At 62.8% G+C, this 21,269-nt stretch carries 23 protein-coding genes, 1 tRNA gene and 1 pseudogene; 14 read left to right on the top strand and 11 right to left on the bottom strand.

Translation table 11 applies throughout. The features are described 5' to 3' along the window. The first annotated feature begins 14 nt into the window (after positions 1–14). The 4 genes from AC1DXN_RS07995 to AC1DXN_RS07980 all read left to right on the top strand — a co-directional run bounded on the left by AC1DXN_RS07995 (position 15) and on the right by AC1DXN_RS07980 (position 5,241). Positions 15–1,178: an ABC transporter permease gene (locus tag AC1DXN_RS07995; RefSeq protein WP_477269188.1), complete on the top strand. Its 1,164-nt coding sequence runs from the start codon at positions 15–17 to the stop codon at positions 1,176–1,178. Beyond that, positions 1,175–2,113 carry an ABC transporter ATP-binding protein gene (locus AC1DXN_RS07990; RefSeq protein WP_477269190.1) on the top strand — a complete coding sequence of 313 codons (939 nt, stop codon included), beginning with the start codon at positions 1,175–1,177 and terminating at the stop codon, positions 2,111–2,113. Before AC1DXN_RS07995 ends, AC1DXN_RS07990 begins: the two co-directional genes overlap by 4 nt. Beyond that, positions 2,110–2,859 (top strand): ABC transporter permease, encoded by a 750-nt coding sequence (locus AC1DXN_RS07985; protein ID WP_477269192.1) that lies wholly within the window; start codon positions 2,110–2,112, stop codon positions 2,857–2,859. Before AC1DXN_RS07990 ends, AC1DXN_RS07985 begins: the two co-directional genes overlap by 4 nt. Before the next feature lie 240 nt (positions 2,860–3,099). Next, a complete protein-coding gene (locus tag AC1DXN_RS07980) occupies positions 3,100–5,241 on the top strand; it encodes a sodium-translocating pyrophosphatase (protein WP_477269194.1) in 2,142 nt (713 codons plus the stop codon). A gap of 189 nt (positions 5,242–5,430) precedes the next feature. Here the strand turns inward: AC1DXN_RS07980 and AC1DXN_RS07975 are convergent, their stop codons facing one another. After that, positions 5,431–5,952 (bottom strand): outer membrane protein assembly factor BamE, encoded by a 522-nt coding sequence (locus AC1DXN_RS07975; RefSeq protein WP_477269195.1) that lies wholly within the window; start codon positions 5,950–5,952, stop codon positions 5,431–5,433. Positions 5,953–6,066: 114 nt separating this feature from the next. Here AC1DXN_RS07975 and AC1DXN_RS07970 point away from each other — a divergent pair, with 114 nt between their 5' ends. From AC1DXN_RS07970 to AC1DXN_RS07940, 7 genes are all read left to right on the top strand, one after another. Further along, a complete protein-coding gene (locus AC1DXN_RS07970) occupies positions 6,067–6,624 on the top strand; it encodes a ubiquinol-cytochrome C chaperone family protein (protein ID WP_477269197.1) in 558 nt (185 codons plus the stop codon). Beyond that, positions 6,621–7,169, top strand: a complete 549-nt coding sequence (locus AC1DXN_RS07965; protein ID WP_477269199.1) for a YceD family protein — start codon at positions 6,621–6,623, stop codon at positions 7,167–7,169. Before AC1DXN_RS07970 ends, AC1DXN_RS07965 begins: the two co-directional genes overlap by 4 nt. A gap of 122 nt (positions 7,170–7,291) precedes the next feature. Beyond that, a complete protein-coding gene (plsX, locus tag AC1DXN_RS07960) occupies positions 7,292–8,362 on the top strand; it encodes a phosphate acyltransferase PlsX (protein ID WP_477242840.1) in 1,071 nt (356 codons plus the stop codon). A 9-nt stretch (positions 8,363–8,371) separates the two neighbouring features. Beyond that, on the top strand, positions 8,372–9,343 hold the full coding sequence (locus AC1DXN_RS07955) for a beta-ketoacyl-ACP synthase III (protein WP_477242841.1): 972 nt from the start codon (positions 8,372–8,374) through the stop codon (positions 9,341–9,343). A 102-nt stretch (positions 9,344–9,445) separates the two neighbouring features. Then, positions 9,446–9,769: an integration host factor subunit alpha gene (locus AC1DXN_RS07950; RefSeq protein ID WP_477242842.1), complete on the top strand. Its 324-nt coding sequence runs from the start codon at positions 9,446–9,448 to the stop codon at positions 9,767–9,769. 132 nt (positions 9,770–9,901) lie between these two features. Continuing rightward, positions 9,902–10,444, top strand: coding sequence for a MerR family transcriptional regulator (locus tag AC1DXN_RS07945; RefSeq protein WP_477269201.1), 543 nt, complete (start codon positions 9,902–9,904; stop codon positions 10,442–10,444). A gap of 99 nt (positions 10,445–10,543) precedes the next feature. Next, positions 10,544–10,846, top strand: coding sequence for a hypothetical protein (locus AC1DXN_RS07940; protein ID WP_477269203.1), 303 nt, complete (start codon positions 10,544–10,546; stop codon positions 10,844–10,846). A 74-nt stretch (positions 10,847–10,920) separates the two neighbouring features. Here the strand turns inward: AC1DXN_RS07940 and AC1DXN_RS07935 are convergent, their stop codons facing one another. From AC1DXN_RS07935 to AC1DXN_RS07920, 4 genes and pseudogenes are all read right to left on the bottom strand, one after another. Beyond that, positions 10,921–11,199 (bottom strand): hypothetical protein, encoded by a 279-nt coding sequence (locus AC1DXN_RS07935; protein WP_477242845.1) that lies wholly within the window; start codon positions 11,197–11,199, stop codon positions 10,921–10,923. Positions 11,200–11,370: 171 nt separating this feature from the next. After that, positions 11,371–12,369, bottom strand: coding sequence for an ATP-grasp fold amidoligase family protein (locus AC1DXN_RS07930; protein ID WP_477269205.1), 999 nt, complete (start codon positions 12,367–12,369; stop codon positions 11,371–11,373). A 193-nt stretch (positions 12,370–12,562) separates the two neighbouring features. Continuing rightward, the gene (locus AC1DXN_RS07925) at positions 12,563–12,760 is read right to left on the bottom strand and encodes a hypothetical protein (protein ID WP_477269207.1); all 198 of its coding nucleotides are present in this window, start codon (positions 12,758–12,760) and stop codon (positions 12,563–12,565) included. Positions 12,761–12,924: 164 nt separating this feature from the next. Further along, a pseudogene (locus AC1DXN_RS07920) lies at positions 12,925–13,540 on the bottom strand (hypothetical protein). A 309-nt stretch (positions 13,541–13,849) separates the two neighbouring features. Here AC1DXN_RS07920 and AC1DXN_RS07915 point away from each other — a divergent pair. The 3 genes from AC1DXN_RS07915 (at position 13,850) to AC1DXN_RS07905 (ending at position 15,441) form a co-directional block, all read left to right on the top strand. Beyond that, positions 13,850–14,131 (top strand): helix-turn-helix domain-containing protein, encoded by a 282-nt coding sequence (locus AC1DXN_RS07915; protein WP_477242849.1) that lies wholly within the window; start codon positions 13,850–13,852, stop codon positions 14,129–14,131. 176 nt (positions 14,132–14,307) lie between these two features. Beyond that, entirely contained in the window at positions 14,308–14,766 is a 459-nt protein-coding gene (locus AC1DXN_RS07910) for a YbaK/EbsC family protein (RefSeq protein ID WP_477269209.1), read from the top strand. A gap of 129 nt (positions 14,767–14,895) precedes the next feature. After that, positions 14,896–15,441, top strand: coding sequence for a hypothetical protein (locus AC1DXN_RS07905; RefSeq protein ID WP_477269211.1), 546 nt, complete (start codon positions 14,896–14,898; stop codon positions 15,439–15,441). Between the two features lie 342 nt (positions 15,442–15,783). On the opposite strand, the gene AC1DXN_RS07900 is transcribed toward AC1DXN_RS07905, so the two are convergent. From AC1DXN_RS07900 to AC1DXN_RS07875, 6 genes are all read right to left on the bottom strand, one after another. Further along, complete coding sequence (locus tag AC1DXN_RS07900) at positions 15,784–16,092, bottom strand: DUF2934 domain-containing protein (protein WP_477269213.1); 309 nt, start codon at positions 16,090–16,092, stop codon at positions 15,784–15,786. A gap of 181 nt (positions 16,093–16,273) precedes the next feature. Then, positions 16,274–16,350, bottom strand: a tRNA-Pro gene (locus AC1DXN_RS07895). Between the two features lie 36 nt (positions 16,351–16,386). After that, positions 16,387–17,694 carry an O-antigen ligase family protein gene (locus AC1DXN_RS07890; protein ID WP_477269214.1) on the bottom strand — a complete coding sequence of 436 codons (1,308 nt, stop codon included), beginning with the start codon at positions 17,692–17,694 and terminating at the stop codon, positions 16,387–16,389. Then, on the bottom strand, positions 17,691–19,226 hold the full coding sequence (locus tag AC1DXN_RS07885; RefSeq protein ID WP_477269216.1) for an undecaprenyl-phosphate glucose phosphotransferase: 1,536 nt from the start codon (positions 19,224–19,226) through the stop codon (positions 17,691–17,693). Before AC1DXN_RS07885 ends, AC1DXN_RS07890 begins: the two co-directional genes overlap by 4 nt. Positions 19,227–19,310: 84 nt before the next feature. Continuing rightward, complete coding sequence (locus tag AC1DXN_RS07880; protein ID WP_477269218.1) at positions 19,311–20,441, bottom strand: glycosyltransferase; 1,131 nt, start codon at positions 20,439–20,441, stop codon at positions 19,311–19,313. Between the two features lie 5 nt (positions 20,442–20,446). After that, the gene (locus AC1DXN_RS07875) at positions 20,447–21,010 is read right to left on the bottom strand and encodes a polysaccharide biosynthesis/export family protein (RefSeq protein ID WP_477269220.1); all 564 of its coding nucleotides are present in this window, start codon (positions 21,008–21,010) and stop codon (positions 20,447–20,449) included. Between the last annotated feature and the right edge of the window lie 259 nt (positions 21,011–21,269).

Raw genomic sequence — 21,269 nt, 5'->3', positions numbered from 1 at the left:
GACGGGGGCAGGGCGTGCGCATCCGGTTCGACAAGCTCGGCGTGGTCATCGCCGCGATCGTGGCCTATGCGGCGTTCCTCGCCCCGTTCGCTACCTTTCGCGCCAACCGCATCGTTCCCGGCCAGGCGCGCTCCATCCTTGAAGCGCTGCCGGCGACGACCGGATCGCTGCTGCTGGCGATCGTCGTCGCCGCGGCGCTCATTGCCCTGTTGAAAACGCCGCTGGTCCTGCGCCTTGCCGCCAGCGTGGTTGCGCTCGCGGCACTTTCGCTGCTGATCGGTTTCGCCGGCGCTTTCCTGACGCCGGCAGGCAACACCTTCGCCCGCATTTCGCCGGCCTCGGGCTTCTGGCTGCTGATCTTCGCCTTCACGCTGTTGCTCGCCGATGTGCTGACACGGCTGAACCTGTCGCCATGGGGGCGGGTCGGCGTGCTTGTCGTCGCGGCTTTGGCCATCGGCCTGCTTCTGGTGTCGGGAAGTTGGGACAGTCTCTCGATCCTCAAGGAATACGCCAACCGCGCCGACAGTTTCTGGGCCGAAGGCTCCAAGCATGTGACGCTGGCGCTGGGTTCGCTGGCGGCGGCGGTGATCATTGGCCTGCCGCTCGGCATCCTTTGCCACCGCGTCGAACGGTTGCGCGCCGGCGTGCTCAATGTGCTGAACATCATCCAGACCATTCCCTCGATCGCGCTGTTCGGCCTGTTGATCGCGCCGCTCGGCTGGGTCGCGACGCATGTGCCGGGAGCAGCCGCGCTCGGCATTCGCGGCATCGGCACCGCGCCCGCCTTCGTCGCTTTGTTCCTCTATTCGCTGCTGCCGGTGGTGGCCAACACCGTGGTTGGGCTTGCAGGTGTACCCCGCGCGGCCAACGATGCGGCGCGGGGCATGGGCATGACCGACCGCCAGCGCCTGTTCGGTGTCGAGTTTCCGCTGGCCTTCCCGGTCATCCTCACCGGCATCCGCATCGTGCTGGTGCAGAACATCGGCCTCGCCACCATCGCAGCACTCATCGGCGGCGGCGGTTTTGGCGTGTTCGTTTTCCAGGGCGTCGGCCAGACGGCGATGGACCTGGTGCTGCTCGGCGCCGTGCCGACGGTGGCGCTGGCCTTTGCCGCCGCCATCGTCCTCGACGCGGTGATCGAAATGACGACGACCAAACGCAGGGTTGAAACGGCATGATCGAGATCGAAGGCATTACCAAGCGCTATGATGCGACGACGGTCGTCGACGACGTGTCGATGGTGATCGAACCGCGCACGGTTTGCGTCATCGTCGGCACCTCCGGTTCCGGCAAGACGACGCTGCTGCGCATGATCAACCGGCTGGTCGAGCCGACCGCGGGCATCATCAAGCTTGACGGCGCCGACAATCGCTCGCTGCCCGGCTACCAGCTGCGCCGCAGCATCGGCTATGCCATCCAGGGCCACGGCCTGTTTCCGCACCGCACGGTGGCGCAGAACATCGCCACGGTGCCGGTGCTGCTCGGTTGGGACGCGGACCGCATCAAGGCCCGCGTCGACGAGTTGATGATACTCTACCAGCTCGATCCGCAAGCCTACGGGCCGCGCTATCCGCACGAGCTGTCCGGCGGCCAGCAGCAGCGGGTCGGCGTCGCCCGCGCGCTCGCGGCGGAACCCAACGTGCTGTTGATGGACGAGCCGTTCGGCGCACTCGACCCGATCATCCGTACCAAGGCGCAGGAAGATCTGCTGGCGATCCAAAAACGCTTCGGCACCACCATCATCCTCGTCACCCATGACATGGAAGAAGCCGTGCACATGGGCGACAAGATCGCCGTCATGGATGCCGGCAAGCTTGTGCAATATGCCAAGCCGGAAGAGATCCTGGCGCGGCCGGCGAGCGCCTTCGTCGAAACCTTGGTCGGCGCCAGCGAAAGACCGTTCCGGCTGCTGTCGCTCGGCCGCGTGCGCGATGCCGTAGAAAAAGGCGCCGCCGAAGGCGAAGCCATTCCCGGCGATGCCAGCCAGCGTGATGCGCTGGCGGAACTTCTGTGGTCGGGCCGTCCGGCGCTGCCGGTCAAAGGCGCCGACGGCAAGCCGCTCGGCCGCGTCACCATCGACGGGCTTGTTAAGCGCGCGGCGAGGCCGGCATGAAAGCCTGGCTGCCGTCACTGCTCAGGCTTGCTTTGGTGGTGCTGCTTGTCGCATTCGTCACCAATCCCGGCTGGTTCGAGCCGTTGCTGAAGCCGCTGACCGAAAACAACGCGCCGGCGATCTACAATCAGGGCAGCCTGCTGACGCTGACGCTGCTGCATCTGAGGACCGTGCTGATTGCCACAGTGGCCGCCACCATCGTTGCGGTGGCGCTCGCCATCTTGGTCACCAGGCCGGTCGGCGTCGAGTTCCTGCCGCTGTCGCGCAGCCTGGTCAATATCGGCCAGACCTTTCCGCCGGTGGCGGTGCTGGCGCTGGCCGTGCCGGCCGTCGGCTTTGGCGAAAAACCGACGCTAATCGCGCTGTTTCTCTACGGCCTGCTACCGATCTTCGAGAATGCGCTGACCGGCCTTACGACATTGCCCGGCAATGTGGTGGAGGCGGCGCGCGGCGCCGGCATGACCGGCTGGCAGAGGCTGGTCAAGGTCGAGCTGCCGCTCAGCGCGCCGATCATTTTGGGCGGCATAAGGCTGTCGGTGGTGATCAGCCTGGCCACCGCCACCATCGGCTCGACCGTTGCCGCCAAGACGCTGGGCGAGGTGATCATCGCCGGGCTGTTGTCGAACAACCTTGCCTTCGTCCTACAGGGCGGTCTGATCGTCGCCGCGCTTGCGGTGCTGATCTATGACGGGCTGTCGGCGATCGAGCGCTACACCGCGCGCCGGATGGGGCGTGAGGCAGAGTAATCCCGCACGGCGCCAGAACCGATTTCAATCGATCTAATAGGACGGCGGCGCCCGCAGACGCGCTGGCACATACGCCTTTTCGGTGAAAGCCGGGCAAAAACCGAACAATATCTTGACGTTCCGAGCCCTGTTTCGCATAAGCCGCTGCGAAGGGACGGATTCTGCCTGGCGGCATCCGCTCTCCGTCTCAACGGCCCAGGGAGGGGTTCTTTTGGGCCACCAATCGAGGAAAATTCGGCAATGACCATAATTTCCGCTGTCATCGCCTGCGGCCTGCTTTCGATCCTTTACGCCATCTGGGCGACGCGTTCGGTCCTTGCGGCCGATCAGGGCAATGCACGCATGCAGGAAATCTCCGCGGCCATCCGCGAGGGTGCGCAGGCCTATCTGGCGCGCCAGTACACCACCATCGCCATGGTCGGCGTGGTCGTGCTCGTGCTCGCCTGGTGGCTGCTTTCGATCACCGCTGCGATCGGCTTCCTGATTGGCGCCGTGCTGTCGGGCGCTGCCGGCTTCATCGGCATGCACGTCTCGGTGCGCGCCAATGTGCGCACCGCGCAGGCCGCTTCCAACAGCCTCGCCGCCGGTCTCGACATCGCCTTCAAGTCGGGCGCCATCACCGGCATGCTGGTGGCCGGCCTCGCACTGCTCGGCGTTTCGATCTACTACCTCATCCTGACCCACTTCATGGGCCTCGAGCCCAACGACCGCATCGTCATCGACGCGCTGGTTTCGCTCGGCTTCGGCGCCTCGCTGATCTCGATCTTTGCCCGTCTCGGCGGCGGCATCTTCACCAAGGGCGCCGATGTCGGCGGCGATCTCGTCGGCAAGGTTGAAGCCGGCATTCCTGAAGACGATCCGCGCAACCCGGCCACCATCGCCGACAATGTCGGCGACAATGTCGGCGACTGCGCCGGCATGGCCGCCGACCTGTTCGAGACCTATGCGGTGACCGTCGTCGCCACCATGGTTCTGGCCGCCATCTTCTTCGGCGGCACCGCCGCTCTGGGTGCGGCGATGCTCTATCCGCTGGCCATCTGCGGCGCCTGCATCCTGACTTCGATCGTCGGCACCTTCTTCGTCAAGCTCGGTTCCAACGGCTCGATCATGGGCGCTCTCTACAAGGGCCTGATCGTCACCGGCCTGTTGTCGATCGTCGGCCTCGGTGTCGCCACCTCGGCAACCGTCGGCTGGGGCGAAGTCGGTACCGTCGCCGGCATGGTCATCACCGGCAAGAACCTGTTCATCTGCGGCCTGATCGGCCTGGTGGTGACCGGCCTCATCGTGGTGATCACCGAATACTACACCGGCACCGGCAAGCGTCCGGTGAACTCCATCGCCCAGGCGTCGGTGACCGGTCACGGCACCAACGTCATCCAGGGCCTTGCGGTCTCGCTGGAATCGACGGCGCTTCCGGCCATCGTCATCGTCGGCGGCATCATCTCGACCTACCAGCTCGCTGGCCTTTTCGGCACGGCGATCGCGGTCACCACCATGCTCGGCCTTGCGGGCATGATCGTCGCCCTCGACGCCTTCGGCCCGGTCACCGACAATGCCGGCGGCATTGCCGAAATGGCCGGCCTGCCCAAGGAAGTGCGTCATTCCACCGACGCGCTCGACGCGGTCGGTAACACCACCAAGGCGGTGACCAAGGGCTACGCCATCGGTTCGGCCGGCCTCGGCGCGCTGGTGCTGTTTGCCGCCTATTCGAACGACTTGAAGTTCTTTGCCGCCAATGGCGACAAATATCCCTACTTCCAGGGCATGGGCGATGTCTCCTTCGACCTCTCCAACCCTTACGTCGTCGCCGGCCTGATCTTTGGCGGCCTGATCCCGTATTTGTTCGGCGGCATCGCCATGACGGCCGTCGGCCGCGCGGCGGGCGCCATCGTCGAGGAGGTGCGCAAGCAGTTCCGCGAGGATCCGGGCATCATGGCCGGCACCTCGAAGCCGAACTATGCGCGCGCCGTCGACCTGCTGACCAAGGCGGCGATCCGCGAAATGATCATCCCGTCGCTGCTGCCGGTGCTGGCACCGCTGGTCGTCTATTTCGGCGTGCTGCTGATCTCGGGTTCGAAGGCGTCTGCTTTTGCCGCCCTCGGCGCCTCGCTGCTCGGCGTCATCGTCAACGGCCTGTTCGTCGCCATCTCGATGACCTCGGGCGGCGGCGCCTGGGACAACGCCAAGAAGTCCTTCGAGGACGGCTTTGTCGACAAGGACGGCGTCAAGCACTTGAAGGGTTCCGAGGCGCACAAGGCTTCGGTGACCGGCGACACGGTCGGCGATCCCTACAAGGACACCGCCGGTCCGGCGGTCAACCCGGCGATCAAGATCACCAACATCGTCGCGCTGCTGCTGTTGGCCGTGCTCGCGCACGGCTGATCAGCGCCCAACGTTCGAAAACAAACCCGCGGGAGCGATCCTGCGGGTTTTTCTTTACGGCGTTGGGAGATTGATGTCTGGCGACCATAGCTTGCCGTCTCAAAACAAAAACCCGTGGGATTGCTCCCACGGGTTTTTGGTCGCCTGAGATGGTGCTGCTTTCCCTGGAGGGAACGCAGAATCTGGTGATCAGGGCGTGCCGCCGCCGCCGCTGGGCAGGCCGGGCGCCAGCTTGCTGGCGCCGTTGATGATCTGGCTGAGGAAGTTCTGGTCCTTGCCGCCGGTCGGCGTGGTGCGCGAGATGAAATCGAACATCTTGCCGTCCTTCAGGCCGTAATTGGCGATCTGGGTGACACGGCTGTCAGGGCCGAAATAGACCGCCAGCACTTTCTGGTCGACCAGCCTCGGCTTGTCGAAGGCGACGTAGCGCTTGCGCGTCTGCGAAATGTAATAGAACGCCTCGTTGTCGAAGGTCGCCGTCGTCGACGGCGTGCCAAGCGCCAGGAGCACCTGTTCGCGGCTGGAACCGACCGGAACCGAGTCGACCGCCTGCTGATCGATGACATAACCCTGCGTCAGCGTCTCACTCGGATTGAGATCGCCGATCATCTTGGACGAGTTGCAGGCGGAGAGCGCCGAAGCGATCACCAGCAACGAAATCGCGCCGGCAGGCATGGGTAAAAAAGTCGACTTGAATTTCAGCGCGCGCAACTACAACTCCATAAGCTGGCCGCAACTTGCGCTGGGCCGCAAAACCGGTAAACCAGCTTGCTTGCCGATGCAACAAGGCCCATTCAACATACGGTCCCCAGGAGACCACCCTCAATGTTCCAGCGCCTTTTTGGTCGCGAACGTCACGCCAACCGCGCTATCACCGAGGCGCTTTACGCACAAATCGTGGCAGCGGCGCGGCAGACTTTGTTTTATTCCGAATGGAATGTGCCGGACACGCCTCTCGGCCGTTTCGAGATGCTGTCGCTGCACATGTTCCTGTTTCAGCACCGGCTGCGCGGCGAGAGCGGCGTTGCCGCGGAGGTCGCGCAGGTGCTGATCGACGAGTTTTTCCTGGATGTCGAGCATTCGCTGCGCGAACTCGGCATTGGCGACGTCGGCGTGCCGAAGCGCATGAAGAAACTGGCGAAAATGTTCTATGGCCGCACTGCCGCCTATGACGACGCGCTGGAGCACGACGACCGCGAAGCGCTTGCTGTAGCCCTTGCCCGCAATATCAGGCCCGACGCCGGCGCCTGGCCGCAAGCAGCGCTGCTGGCGTCCTATGTCGTCAATGTCGACCAGCGCCTGGCGGCACAGCCGACCGAATCGATCGTTTCCGGCACGCTGGTGTTTCCCGTGCCGGGCCAGGCTGAAGGAGGAGCCCGATGAACCCTGCGGATCTCCCAAGCCCCGTGTCGTTCAAGGCAAATGTCGCCCGCCTGCCACACAAGGGCCTGATGGTGGTGATCGATGCCGATGCCGCGCAGCGTATCGCTCTGGCCGAAGAGCACGATCTGCTTTCGGTCGAAAGCTACCGCGCCGAACTGCTGGTGGCGCCGTGGAAGCGCAATGGCGTCAAGGTAAGCGGCCATGTGGTGGCCGACATCACGCAAGCCTGCATCGTCACCCTCGAACCGGTCGCGGCGCATATCGATGAGCCGGTCGACGCACTGTTGCTGCCGGAGCAGTCCAAGCTTGGACGGCAGGGCTTTGACGGCGGCGGCGAAATCCTGCTCGATGCCGAAGGGCCGGACAGCCCGGAGACATTTTCCGGCGACACGATCGATGTCGGGGCGCTCGCCGAACAGTTCTTCGGACTGGCCATCGACCCTTATCCGCGCAAGCAAGGTGTATCCCTGGACGCCGTTGGCGATTCGGAGCCCGCGGAGAGCGATTTCCAGAAAAAGCTGCGATCCTTGTTGGGAAAATCCTAAAAGCCGATCCAATATTAGAAAAGTCGGTTGTGCGGCAGCCCAAAACCGCTATTTTCGCCGAACCTTCGCGAGCCCCGTATTTCGCGAGGCCGCTGGCCCCAAGCAAGTGAGATGAACACCGCGTGATCAGGATTTCCATCGATGCCATGGGCGGCGATCACGGACCAGGCGTGGTCATCCCGGCGCTCATGACGGTCGCTACAAGGCGTCCTGATATCCGCTTCATCATCTACGGACGCGAGGACGTGGTGCGCCCGGAGCTCGCCAAATTTCCCAAGCTGGCCGATGTCAGCGAGTTCGTCCATTGCGAGATCGCCGTCAGGATGGACGACAAGCCGAGCCAGGCACTGCGCCACGGCCGCTGGAAGTCGTCGATGTGGAAAGCCGTCGAGGCGGTCAAATCCGGCACGGCGCAGGCCTGCATCTCGGCCGGCAACACCGGCGCGCTGATGGCGATGTCGAAATTCTGCCTGCGCACCATGGCGACCATCGATCGTCCGGCGATCGCGGCGATCTGGCCGACAATGCGTGGCGAAAGCGTGGTGCTGGACGTCGGCGCCACAATCGGCGCCGATGCGCACCAGCTCATCGATTTTGCCATTCTCGGCACCGGCATGGCGCGTTCGGTTTTCGGCATCGACCGGCCGAAAGTCGGTCTGCTCAATGTCGGCGTCGAAGAGATCAAGGGCCAGGAAGAGGTCAAGGAAGCCGGGCGCATGCTGCGCGAGGCCAATCTGGCCTCGATGAACTATCACGGTTTCGTCGAGGGCGACGACATCGGCAAGGGTACGGTCGACGTGGTCGTCACCGAAGGCTTTGCCGGCAACATCGCGCTGAAGACGGCGGAAGGCACGGTGAGGCAGATCGCCGGCTATTTGCGCGCGGCGATGAGCCGGACGCTGATGGCCAGGATCGGCTACGTCTTCGCCAAGGGCGCCTTCGACCGCTTGCGCGAAAAGATGGATCCCGGCCGCTCCAATGGCGGCGTCTTCCTCGGGCTGAACGGCATCGTGGTGAAAAGCCATGGCGGCGCCGATTCGAATGGTTTTGCGGCGGCGATCGAGCTTGGCTACGACATGGTGCGCAACAATTTGCTTGACCGCATCGAGGCCGACCTCGATCTGTTCCATGCGCGCAATCCGCATGCCCAGGCAAACAGGAAATCCGACGTCGTTGTCGACGCGAAGGAATAGGACAGAGCTTTGATCAGATCAGTCGTGCGCGGCACCGGTGCCGCGCTGCCCCGCCGCATCATGAAGAATGCCGACTTCGAAGGCATGGTCGAGACCTCCGACGAGTGGATTGCCCAGCGCACCGGCATCCGCCAGCGCCATATCGCGGCCGATGACGAGACGACGGCTTCGCTGGGCGAAGCGGCGGCGCGTGCCGCCCTCGACAGCGCCGGCCTGACGCCGGCCGATATCGACCTCATCGTGCTGGCGACATCGACGCCCAACAACACCTTTCCGGCGACCGCCGTCGAGATCCAGAACCGGCTCGGCATGCATCATGGCTTCGCCTTCGACATGCAGGCGGTGTGCTCGGGCTTCGTCTACGCGGTGACCACCGCCGACCTCTATATCCGCGGCGGCCAGGCCAAGCGGGTTCTGGTGATCGGCGCGGAAACCTTCTCGCGCATCCTCGACTGGAGCGACCGCTCGACTTGCGTCCTGTTCGGCGACGGCGCCGGCGCGATCGTCCTGGAAGCCGGCGAGGGGGAAGGCAGCATTGCCGACCATGGCGTGCTGGCGATGAGCCTGCGTTCCGACGGCGTCCACAAGGAGAAGCTCTTTGTCGACGGCGGACCATCGACCACCGGGACGGTCGGCCATCTCAGGATGGAAGGTCGCGAGGTCTTCAAGCACGCCGTGGGCATGATCACCGACGTCATCGAGGCGACGTTTTCTCAGGCCGGTATCACCGCCGCAGACCTCGACTGGTTCGTGCCGCATCAGGCCAATAAACGGATTATTGACGCTTCGGCCAAAAAGCTCGGGATAGAAGAGCGAAAGGTGGTGGTCACCGTCGATTTGCACGGTAACACCTCGGCTGCTTCCGTGCCGCTGGCTCTCTCAGTGGCGGTCGCCGACGGCCGCATCAAGAAGGGTGATCTGGTGCTGCTCGAGGCGATGGGCGGGGGCTTCACCTGGGGCGCGGTGCTGGTCCGCTGGTAAGTGCCGAACGGACGGGTTCGGTCCTTGACCTTGCCGGATCAATTACTTAGGCTCTGCCTTTGCTTGTATCGATTTATGTTTTTGAGCTGATGGGACGGTCGCATGGGGGGAAAGACACTTACGCGCGCCGACCTTGCCGAAGCTGTTTACCGCAAGGTCGGTTTGTCGCGCACGGAATCGGCTGAGCTTGTCGAAGCGGTTCTGGACGAGATTTGCGAAGCGATCGTTCGCGGCGAAACGGTGAAGCTGTCGTCCTTTGCGACGTTTCACGTCCGCTCCAAGAATGAGCGCATCGGCCGCAACCCGAAGACCGGCGAGGAAGTACCGATCCTGCCGCGCCGGGTGATGACCTTCAAGTCGTCAAACGTGCTGAAAAGCCGCATCTTGCGCTCTCACCAGAACAGCAAGGCCAAGGGCAGCAAATAGGCTCCGCGTCGAAGCCGGTTGAAAACGGTGGTCCTCTTTGACGCCGGGCTTGAATATTGTTTCATAAACCGCTGAAATAAAGCTCGATTCGGCAAAATGAGCCGGATCGCCGTCCAGCGTGAGGATTCGCCCATGGACAAGAGCCCCGATGCTTTCCGCACCATCAGCGAGGTCGCCGAGGATCTCGATCTGCCGCAGCATGTGCTGCGCTTCTGGGAAACGCGTTTCAACCAGATCAAGCCGATGAAGCGCGGTGGCGGCCGCCGCTACTACCGGCCGCAGGATGTCGAACTGATCAAGGGCATCCGCCATATGCTCTACGACCAGGGCTATACGATCAAGGGCGTGCAAAAACTGCTGCGCGAGAACGGCAACCATTTCCTGGTCGCCATCGGCAATGGCGACATGGCCGCGGTCGAGGCGATCTCGCAGCGCCGGCAGGCTGACGCCGTGCCGCTGACGCCTGCGGCCCAGCCGCGCGGCATGGACGACGAGATGCTGGTCGGCCAACCCAAGGTGAAACCCAGCCGCCGCTTCTTCGGCCTCGGCAAGCCCGACGACGAAGGTCCCGTCCAGCCCGGTGCGTCAAAACTGTCGCGCGACAACCGCGCCTTGCTGCAGGAGGCGCTGTTCGACCTTCTCGAGTGCAAGCGCCTGCTCGATCAGGTACGCTGACCTCCGATCGGTGGCGAGCTTTGGCGTCTGTTACCGGGAGGCCGGAACCGGCTTTGCAGCCATGCGTTACCTCTCCTTCTGCAATGAAGGAAACACATCATGGCATCGCTTTCCACCATCACCGACATCGACCTGGACAAGCGGGTCGCTGTCCTTTCCAAGGAGTTGGCTGCACTGCGCAAGGTCGTGGCCAAGCGGGGGGGCGCCTATTACGAAGACGGGCGTGATGCCGCGTCGGACTATTATGCGCAACTCGCAGATCGCATCAGTGACGCCTTGCCTGCGATCAGGAAGCAGGGCAGGGCGATCGAAAGGACGGCGCGCGATCATCCCGCGACCGCCGCTGCCGTGGGCCTGGCGGTGGTCGGGCTGGTCGCCAGCCTGCTCTTCAGCCGCAGGTAGCGGCGCTCTGTTCCGGACACAAGAAAATGGCGGCCGTCCCGCGGACGACCGCCATTTCCTTGATCGGCAGTCGATTACTTCGCGAGCTTGATCTTGCCCTGCGGCGAAACCTGCGCGGTCTGGCTGCACTTGCCATAGACGGTGCCGTTCTTGTCGGTGGCGTCCGTGTAGGTGCCCTTGCACTCGATCTCAAGCACCAGACAGTGGCCTGCGCCCTTGCAAACCGCGCCGCCGTCGCCGGTGGGATGCGTGCCATTGGCGAAAGCCGAGCCCGGCACCGAGATCGAGCCGAGCGCCGAAATGGCGACAGCAGCGGCAAGGGACAGGCGCTTGAAGTTCGAATAGTTGGTCAATTGAGCATTTCCTTCTCTGGATCGTGGAGCGCCGTTGTGGCGTCCTTCTGATTGGGATCGCCTTCTTGGCGTCCATGCCGACTTGGTGCGGTCCAGAGGGGAAAGGTTCACGCGGCGGTTCAAACTTTTTTGAGCGCCGCAGGCATCAAAGCGTCATTCTCGGCGTCAATTTCAGGCTTCGCAATCTGCCGGTATCTGTCGGGAATGGCCGGCATCGATCATGCATTTGGCGAGCAGCGCGCCAGCATAGAAGCGCGCCAGACCTCTGTGCCGCCGCCCCATGAAATGCGACCGATCGAGCCGCCAGAGCCGCTCGATTTCGCCGGCGAACGCCGGATTGGTGGTGGTGCCATAGCCGGCGCCGGGGTAGACGACGATCTCGCCGGCATAGAGACGATGATCGGTGACCAGGAAGTCGATGCGGATGTAGTCGAGGTTGCCGGCAATGGCAGGGGCGATCGACACCGCCTGGCGGACATAGCTGAGAAGTCGCGCATTGACGGGCACCGCCTGATCCTCGCGGGGATAGTCCGGATCGCGCCCGGGCAATGGATTGGCGTCCCGATCCAAAAGCAGCGAACGCCCCGCAGCCTTATCCTCGACCCAGGCATGCGTTACCACGCCGCCGCAAACATGCACTTTGATGTCGGTTGCGATCCGTGCGCCAGAGAGCGCCAGCCGCTCTTCCACGAACACGGTGCGAACGATCGGCCAATAGGCCCATTCGCCATCGCGGCGGCCATAGCGTTTTCTCAGCCAGTGCTTCGCCTTGGCGACGATGAAGCCGCGATTGGGGTCGCCACTGGCAACGAATATGTTCATCGCGCAGCCATGGTTTGTCTTGACGACGACATCGCCGGCCAGCAGGTCGCGAGGAATGTCTATGGCGTCGCGTCCGGACCAGAGCGTCCGCGGCAAGGCCAGTTCCGGGCAGGCGTCGCGGATATGGGCTTTGGCCGCGAGCTTGTCAGTCAGCGTCACGAACAGTGGATTGCGGTCGAAGATTTTTCGCCAGAGCAATCGCTCGTGATAGCTCTCAGGGGCGGCCGGATTGGGCAAATAGCCCAGCTTCATGACGAACCGAACGACCAGGGCCGGGTGGCGAAGCGTCAGCAGCAGGCGCGCAACAGCCAGAACGAGACGGTGTCTGGCCGGGATGTTAGCCTTCACTAGGGATACCTCTCGGGAAAGTCCCTGCCAGGCCGGCAAGCGGGCCGATCGACCCGAAGTCATCCCCTAGCATAAATCGCTCAGGCCGTGTCACGCCCTCATTTGGCGAGGCGAGCACGGCGCATGAAAAACCAGCAGAAAGGCAGCCTGGCTAGAGGTCCAAAGCCAGCCTTCCCACTGGACAAGACGGATACTAAATCTTCTTCGCAACCACCTTTTTGTGATGATGATGGTGGTGGTGGTGATGCCAGTGATGCTTGTGGTGATGACGATGATGGTGGTGATGCTTCTTGTGCAGCGGTGCTGCATCGGCGCTGCTGGCGCCGATGACCGGCAGCGAGACAGCCAGGGCAAAAGCCAGGCCGAGGGCCGACAGGAGAGACTTCTTCATGACTTCGGTTCCTTTTCTGCGCGGACCGCCTTTGAGGGGCACCGGATCATGCCGGTGATATGAGCGCCGCGATTGGAACTATCCTCCTGGATTTTTTCGACAGTTTTTCCCGACTGTAGAATTTTGTTTCCGGATTGTGTCCGAGGGGCTCCCGGGCCGACACCTCACATCGGCGGCACGATGCCGTTGTTTCCGACGACGACCCTGGCGGAGGTGAGTGCGCCGTCGCTGCCCCGCTCGGCGGTGAGAAACACTGTCGCGCCGGGCTTGAGGTCGCCAGGGACGGCCGGGGCGAAGGTGACGATCGGCGTCGTTTGCGGAATGGCGATCTGCTTCTTCTGGCCATTGTCATAGGTAAGCGTCACCGTCCGGCCATCGATGTTGGTGACATCGGCGACCGTGCCGTTGGTCATGCGACTGTTGGGCTGCAGATCCCACGGGCGGTCGCCTTCCGCCGGCACCCTTCAGAGCAGCCGGAAAGACCACGACTTCCAGCGCGCCGCTGCCGCCGTCGGTTTTCGAGACCGACGCGATGCCGAGGAAGTCGCCTTGCTTGATGTTCTGGGCGGATGCCTTGGCGACGCCGGAGATTTTCCACCCCTGTGCCAGCGTGATCGCATCCGTGTTGCCCTCGCGGGTCTTCACCGTCAGCGTCGATCCGGCAAAACCGGCCACCGTGCCGCGCACGCGCATGGTGTCCGCCGCCTGAGCCGCAACGAGGCTGGTGCCGGCAAGGCTTGAAATCGTGCCGAGCACGATCGCGAATGTCTTCAAATTCATGGGTTTTGTCCTTCTGCGAAAAGCTGGCCAGGGTGGTTGGCCAGGATGGTTGGTTTGCCAGCCACAGCAGTTCAACGAACGGGCGGCCTGAAACCGTCGAACAATTCGTCCGCAGTCCTTCAAAAGAATTTGATGGGACAGTCTTTGAGGAGCGCCGGCTTCGTCGGCAAGACGGCCGTTCCAGCGTTGGTTCACGATGCCGTGACGCTTCCATTGCCACTTGGCAAATAGTTAATGAGCAGGCATTCTCCCGCGTCTCAGGCAACACCCATAATTTGATCCAAACCCTTTCAGCCCACGGAGTTGCCAATGCCCCAAAATGCAAAACGCGAAGCCCTCTCCGAACTGGCGGCGACTGACATTGCGCCCGACCACAGCGCGCTGCGCGCCATACGGGAAAGCCGGGGATACAGTTTGGAAGAGCTGTCCCTGACATGCGGCCTGTCGACCGATGAGATTGCCAACATCGAGAACGGCAAGGATCATGATCCGTCGAGGCTTCGACGCATCGCCGCGGCACTTCGACTTCCGGAAAGTGCGCTGATCGATCCGGCAGTGCTGGCGCAACCCGCGGAAAGGCGAGCCGTCTGATAGCAGCGACGGCAAGCGTCTTCTCAACACGCCCGCCACGGTTTGCCCTGGCGGGCTTTTTGTGTTCGAGCGGCTTGTTCTCGCCGCAGGCGTCGAAAGGCGGCAAGGTTGCCGCCGGTTGATGGGGAAGCTATCCAGTAAGCTCCAGCCCCCATTTCGAAGGAAACAACGGCGAAATGAGTCTTGAATCGGTCCGTGCCTTTTTCGCTGCCCGTGCCCCCGACGTCGAGGTCCTCGTGACGGAGGCCAGTTCGGCGACGGTGGCTCTGGCGGCAGAGGCGCATGGCGTGGAACCGGCGCAGATCGCCAAGACGATCTGCCTGCGCGTTGGCGATCAAACGATGCTGGTCGTCGCGAGCGGGATTTCCCGGCTGGACAACCGCAAATTCAAGGACCGCTTCGGCGGCAAGGCGCGCATGCTGGACGCCGAGCAGGTCTTCGCTGCGACAAGCCATCCTGTCGGAGGGGTGTGCCCGTTTGGTCTGCCGGCGCCGCTGCCGGTCTATTGCGACGTGTCGCTGGGCGGCTTTGACGAGGTTGTGCCCGCGGCAGGCGCAACCAACGCCGCCGTGCGGCTCAACCCGCAGCTTATGGCGCAAATCGTCGACGCCGAGTGGGTCGATGTCTGCCAGTAGGGTGATGCGCGGGACGGGTGTTTCCTGGGCATGTTAGAATTCAGTGCATAACATCCACCTGCTGTCCATTAGTCCTTGCTGATGTATCTGCCCCAGAGCTAGCATCGCGCGGGGCTTTCAGAAGGCGAAATGCTAAAGCGGATCGTAGCGCCGACCAAAACCAGTTCGCGCCAATTCAACTTTCTCGTTCCTGACGACGTCATCGACGCTGTCGCGCGATATATCGACTGCTGTGCTCCCGGACGCATCATCTCAACTTTTTCGGCAGTTCAGTCGGTGCGGGATACAGTCTGCGATTGCGAGCTATCGGACGATCAGATCGAGCGCTACGCGGTCCTGTTCGCAGCGGACCAGGGCCTCGCGGTGCATTTCGATCGGAGAGGAAACCAACGGGATCTCTTTTCGAGCCTGGCCAGGAGTCACTGGCACCTCTTGCCGATCTGGCAAATCAACAGCGTGTCGGCATCGCCGCACGCCGCCGTCAGGCGGCTCGAGCGCCTTTCGTTCCGAGAACAACAAGGCGCCTGCGGGCGCCTAGGCGCTAGACACGCGGTCTGGATCTCGGCTCAGGCAAGCTGTCCGAAGGATTTGCGGCCAATTTGGCGGATCGCCGATCTCTTAGCCACAGGGATTTCTTTTTTCTTGCCAGGTGCTCATCGCGATCACCATCCCTGATCGTTCGGCCGTCCGCCGCTATCAGATAGTCGGCTCTGTTGGTTCGATAGTCTTCTTCCTGGACAGACATGGTTGCGATCTCCCAATGGCTGAGATCAACGCGACATGGCGCCAGCCAGTTCCACTCTTTTAATTTCCTTTGTTTGCAACGCGCCCCTTGTGCATCACAACCACAAAACCCCGCACGTCGCGGGGTTCAAGGGTCGTGACTGCGGAAGGCTTGGGGGCTCGACATTGCTTGGGGGAAGCATGCTCCGCCGTCACCGTTCTCAACTTTCTCAGGTGAGAATGGTTCCGGGTTTAGAATCGCAAACGCTCGACCGTTCGCTTGGCCGCGGTTTCTTATTTACTGAAGTTGAGTTTTTGCGTCCCCAGGCTCCGGGCAGCATCCTCGATCGCTGCCCTGTCGGTTCCGAGTTGGTCGATGAGGTCTTGCGCCTGTTGGCCGGTTATGCCGGTGCGCACGGCCAGGGCCTCGACTGTTAGAACGTCTGTGCTGGCAACCTCGCCGGTTTCCGGCAGCTCTGCCTCTCGATCGATTTCATCCTTGGCCCTGAGCCAATGCCTCTCGTGGTCGCCATCCCGACCGCCTTCGCGTTCCCAGATTGCATATGCCCGCTGCCGAATCTTTTCGTTCCGTTCGTCGCCCATGTCGTTTCCTCCGGGTTGGATTTCATTCAACGCGGAGCGGGTCGGAATGATCCGGCACGGATTGGTGATTTTCGGGGGAGGTCGTGGGTTAAAGCAATGGCCAGCCTCGGCCGGCCTTTTGTCGGCGGCGACGACAAATGTGTTTGGGGGATTTCGGGTAGGCGCCAAGCCTTTGAAAAAATGGTCGGAGTGGCCGGATTCGAACCGACGACCCCTTGACCCCCAGTCAAGTGCGCTACCGGGCTGCGCTACACTCCGGACCGGTCGCGATGTATCGTGATAAGCCGGTTCGGGTCAACCGAATTCGGCGGCTTTTCTGCTGGATGGATTTGGCGCCTTCGGCACGGGCTGCGGCGCCGGCCGCAACAGCCGCTGGTGGCGGTATTCGAGCGCGATGGCGCCCCAGATCAGGCCGAGCAGCAGATAGACGTGGCGCCAGTGGTCGATGTCGATGAAGGTGCCGAGCCCGATATTGCCGATGAAGGCGACATAGGCGCACAAGAGATAGGGCTGCCATGGCCGGTCGCGCAAAAGGATGCGGAAGCCGGCAGCGATCGTCCACAAGGTCAGCGACAGGAATGAGACGAAGCCGAGCCAGCCATAGTCCATCAGCGTCTTCAGCCAGATGTCGTGGGTGTCTTCGCCAAAGATCGTGCCGAAGACCAGCGGGCCGATGCCGAACGGATGTTCCAGCGCCATCTGGAAGCCGATCGTGTAGCGGGCGAAACGGCCGAGACGAGCGGTATCGTAGCTCTGCTCCAGCTGGGCGCGGCTGGAAAACATTTCGGACACGCCGGGCAGCTGCAGGATGACGATCATCGCGATGACCAGCAGCGCGATTGCGGCAATGGTCATGATGACGACACGCAGCCGGAACCTGCCGCTGTTGCTTTGCAGGAACAGGCAGCCGGTGAGCAGGATTGCCGAGACGGCGAACATGCCCCAGGCGCCGCGCGAGAACGAGAAGAAGATGCCGGCGGTGATGATCAGCAGCGGCACCGCCAAGAGCGGCATGCGCGCGATCGAGCCGGTCAGCAGGAGATAGAGCAGATAGATGCCGGGCAGCACCAGGAACGGTCCGAACACGTTCGGATCCTGGAAGGCGCCCTGGGCGCGGTCGTATCTGGTAAAGACTTCGGCGCCGGGGAAAGCGTGGAAATAGCCGGCAATGCCGAGCAGCGAAGTCGCTACCGCGGAGAAGACATAGGCGATGAAGATCAACCGGTAGAGGTTGGGCTGCACCGCCGTCACCGAGGCGAAGAACACCGAGGTGAAGGCGAGGAACAGCGACACGGCGAGATAGAGCGGCGTGTTGGCGAGGTCCGACATCTGCGTCATCGCGATCATGCCGCCGATGTTCATCGTCAGCAACAGCACCAGCAACGGCACCGCCGCGCGCGAGATGCGCAGGCCAAACAGCGCCCACACGCCGATCAGCCCGACCATATAGAGATCGTAGGGCGCCGGCTCGTCGATGACGAAACCGGACAGAAAAACGCCAATGAAAACCGCGCCCGACGCAATCAGCGCGATCAGCTTGGCGTTTACCGCCGAAGGCGGCAACGTGTTGACCGCGGCCGGCGCATGCGTGAAGGCGCTCAATACGCGTTTTCCGTGTTGAGCAGCCGCACCGGCGTCAACAGAAGGATCCTGAGATCGAACAGCAGCGACCAGTTCTCGATGTAGTAGAGGTCGTACTCCGTGCGCATGCGGATCTTTTCGTTGGTGTCCATCTCGCCGCGCCAGCCATTGATCTGCGCCCAGCCGGTGACGCCTGGCTTGACCTTGTGGCGGGCGAAATAGCCGTCGACCACCTCATTGTAGAGAAGGTTATGCGACTGGGCGGCAATGGCGTGCGGGCGCGGACCGACCAGCGACAGCGAGCCGAGCAGCGAGTTGAAGAACTGCGGCAGTTCGTCGATCGAGCTTTTGCGGATGAAGCGGCCGACGCGGGTGACGCGCGGATCGTTCTTGGTCACCGTCTGCTTGGCGGTCGGGTCCGAGCGGTCGGTATACATCGAGCGGAATTTGTAGACCTCGATGATCTCGTTGTTGAAGCCATGCCGCTTCTGCCGAAACAGCACCGGTCCCTTGCTGTCGAGCTTGATGGCGATGGCCGTGGCCAGCATGACCGGCGAGAACAGGATGATGCCGATGATGGAGAAGATGATGTCGAAGGCGCGCTTGGCAACCGAATCCCAGTCGTTGATCGGCCTGTCGAAGATGTCGAGCATCGGCACCGAGCCGATATAGGAGTAGGCGCGCGGGCGGAACTGCAGCGCGTTCGAATGCGCCGACAGCCGGATATCGACCGGCAGCACCCACAGCTTCTTCAGCAGCTGCAGGACGCGCGATTCGGCGGTCAGCGGCAGCGACACGATCAGCATGTCGATGCGCGCGATGCGGGCGAACTCGATCAGCTCGGAAATGTTGCCAAGCTTGGGATAGCCGGCAACGATGGGCGGCGAGCGCTTGTCGTCGCGGTCGTCGAAGATGCCGCAGATGCGGATGTCGTTGTAAGGTTGCTTTTCGACCGAACGGATCAGCTGCTCCGCTGCCTTGCCGCCGCCGACGATGACGGCGCGGCGCTCCATGCGCCCGTTGCGCGCCCAACTGCGGATCAGCTTCGACATCACCAGCCTGAGGCCGAAGATCAGCACGAAACCGACGACGAACCAGGCGCCGAAGAGCAGGCGCGAATAGTCCTCGGATATCTTGAAAGTGAACGCCGTCAGCGCCATCAGCGCATAGGTGCCGGCCCAGACCAGCAGCATGCGTCCGAAATTGGCGATCGGCCGCATCAAGGCGACGATCTGGTAGCAGTCGCTGACGTCGAGCAGCACCACGGCGACGAACGAAGCGGCGGCAATGGTCAGCGGATATTGCCAGGCGAGATAGTTGAAGAAGCCGACATAGTGGAAATAGAGCAGGAGTCCGGACGCGAACAGCAGCCCGAATTCGACCAGGCGCAACACGCCGCTGACCATGATCGGCGACATCGTATCGCGCCGGTACTGCGAAGCGACCTGGCGGGCGACATTGTTCAGGCTGCCGGGCGCATCGCCTTCAGCAGGACTCTTGAGTTTGCGCACCGCGTCGGCAGAAAAACGGCGCGTGGGGTCGATTTCGTTCATGGAACTTTCCCGCGGGCTTCGCCCAACTGGATAGCAAAAGAGAGCTAAGAAAGCCTTGAAGCAACAGGTGGCTTTGGAAAGGGTTCAGCGCCCGAGGGCGGCGAAGTAGGCCTTTTCAATCTCGGCCGCCATGACGTCGGCGCCGAAGCGCGCCTTGAGGTCGGCGGTGCCGGGCATCAGGCTGATGTAGGCGCCGAGGTCGGCCATCGCCTCGCTCACCTTGTCGCCGAGCTGCTTAGGGTCGGGGCGGATCAGGGCAGGGGAGGTCTCGCCGAAAATCTCCGGTATGCCGCCGACGGCGGTGGCGATCATCGGCATGCCTGCCGCCAGCGTCTCCAGCACGATATAGGGCATGGCTTCCGCGCGGGACGGAACGACGACAAGCCCCGCCAGCGCAAAGGCATCCCTTGCCGGCATTGGCGGCAGGAAGCGGACTTGGCCGTCGAGCCCGAGCCGCTTCACCTGTGCATGATAGCGCGGCAGGTCGTCGCCATCGCCGACCATCACGGCGCTAAGCGGGCGGCCAAGCCGGGTTGCGGCCAGCACCAGCGCATCGATGAAAATGTCTGGCCCTTTGAGGTCGCGCATCATGCCGATGTAGAGCAGGTCGGCAGCATTCGGCACTGTGCCGACCGGTTCGAATTCGGCGGCGCGCAGGCCGTTATAGACCAGCCTGTTGGGGATCGGCGGCTCGCCGACTTTCCGGCGATAGGTTCGCCTCTCATAATCGGAGACAAACAGCAGGCAGTCGGTGAAGCGGCCCATGAAGCGTTCGAGCGCGAAGAACAGTTTTCCCGTGGCCGTGGTTTCGTCATAGTGGAGAGAGCCGCCATGCGGCGAATAAAGGCGGGCTACGCGAGACCTTGATACCCGCAACAATGAGCCGAACAGACGGGCATAGGCGCCACCCTTGGCGCCGTGCCCGTGAAGCACGTCCGGCCGCAATTCCTTGATAATCTTGTAGGTGCGCCAGGCCGAGGCGAGGTCGCCCGGCCCGACATGACGCTGCATCGGCGTGCGATGGATGCCGAGCGCCAGGCTGCCTTTCATCTGTTCGAACAGGTGTTCCTCGAAATCGCCGCCCGTCGTCGAATCGCAGACGATGCCGACGGAATGACCGGCGGCGACCTGCGCCTCGGTCAGGTCGCGCACATGCCGAAAAATCCCTCCGACGGGTGAGCGAAAACAGTGGACGATCCTGAGCGTGTCCGCCACGTGGTCTAGAACAGGCGTTCGCGGACGTAGACGGTGTCGCCGGGCAGCAGCGGATCGGAGGTGACCACGCGCCCGGTCATCACCTTGCCGTTGATGTCGCGGGTGATGTCGACGCTCTCCTGGTTGGCGCGCGGCGAGAAGCCGCCGGCAATCGCGATCGCCTTCTGCACGGTCAGGCCCGGCACGTAGGAATACTGGCCGGCAGCCCCCACTTCGCCCATGACGAAGATCGGCCGGTAGCGGTCGATCTCGACCGACACATCGGGGTCGCGCAGATAGCCCTGGCGCAGTTTGTCGGCGATCTCTTTCTCCAGCTGTACGGCCGTGTGGCCACGTGCCGGCACGGCACCGACCAGCGGGAAGGAGAGGTAGCCGGACTGGTCGACGCTATAGGTGTTGGTCAATCCCTCCTGCTCGAACACGGTGACGCGGACACGGTCGCCGGCGCCCAGGCGGTAGGGCTGATCGAGCACTTCGTGGAACGCCGCTGGCGTCGGCCTGTAGCTGGAGCAGCCGGCAAGCATCGACACGGCAAGCAGAGCGCGAAAGAGGGAAGCAGTGCTTTTCATGACCGGACACGAACCTTCATCACTCTGGCCGCCAGGACATCGCGGCAAACCTTAACGGATCCGGGTTCGTTATCATCCCGTTAGGGTTAATGGCCGGTAAAGGGGCGCTGCCGATGTGGCGGCAATCGATAGAAACCGGCTTGTTTTCCGGTCGTTGTTTGCCGCCTGCGAGCCAAACCCCAACGGCTGCTTACAGCGTTCTTAACGGCTGAGTTACCATAGTTGTTTACGGTGCAATCTAGACTCAGTACCGGAGCAG

Source organism: Mesorhizobium sp. P2_H9 (assembly GCF_056403215.1).
Note: the sequence above shows the minus strand (reverse complement) of the source record. Positions and strands in the feature narration are given on the sequence as shown.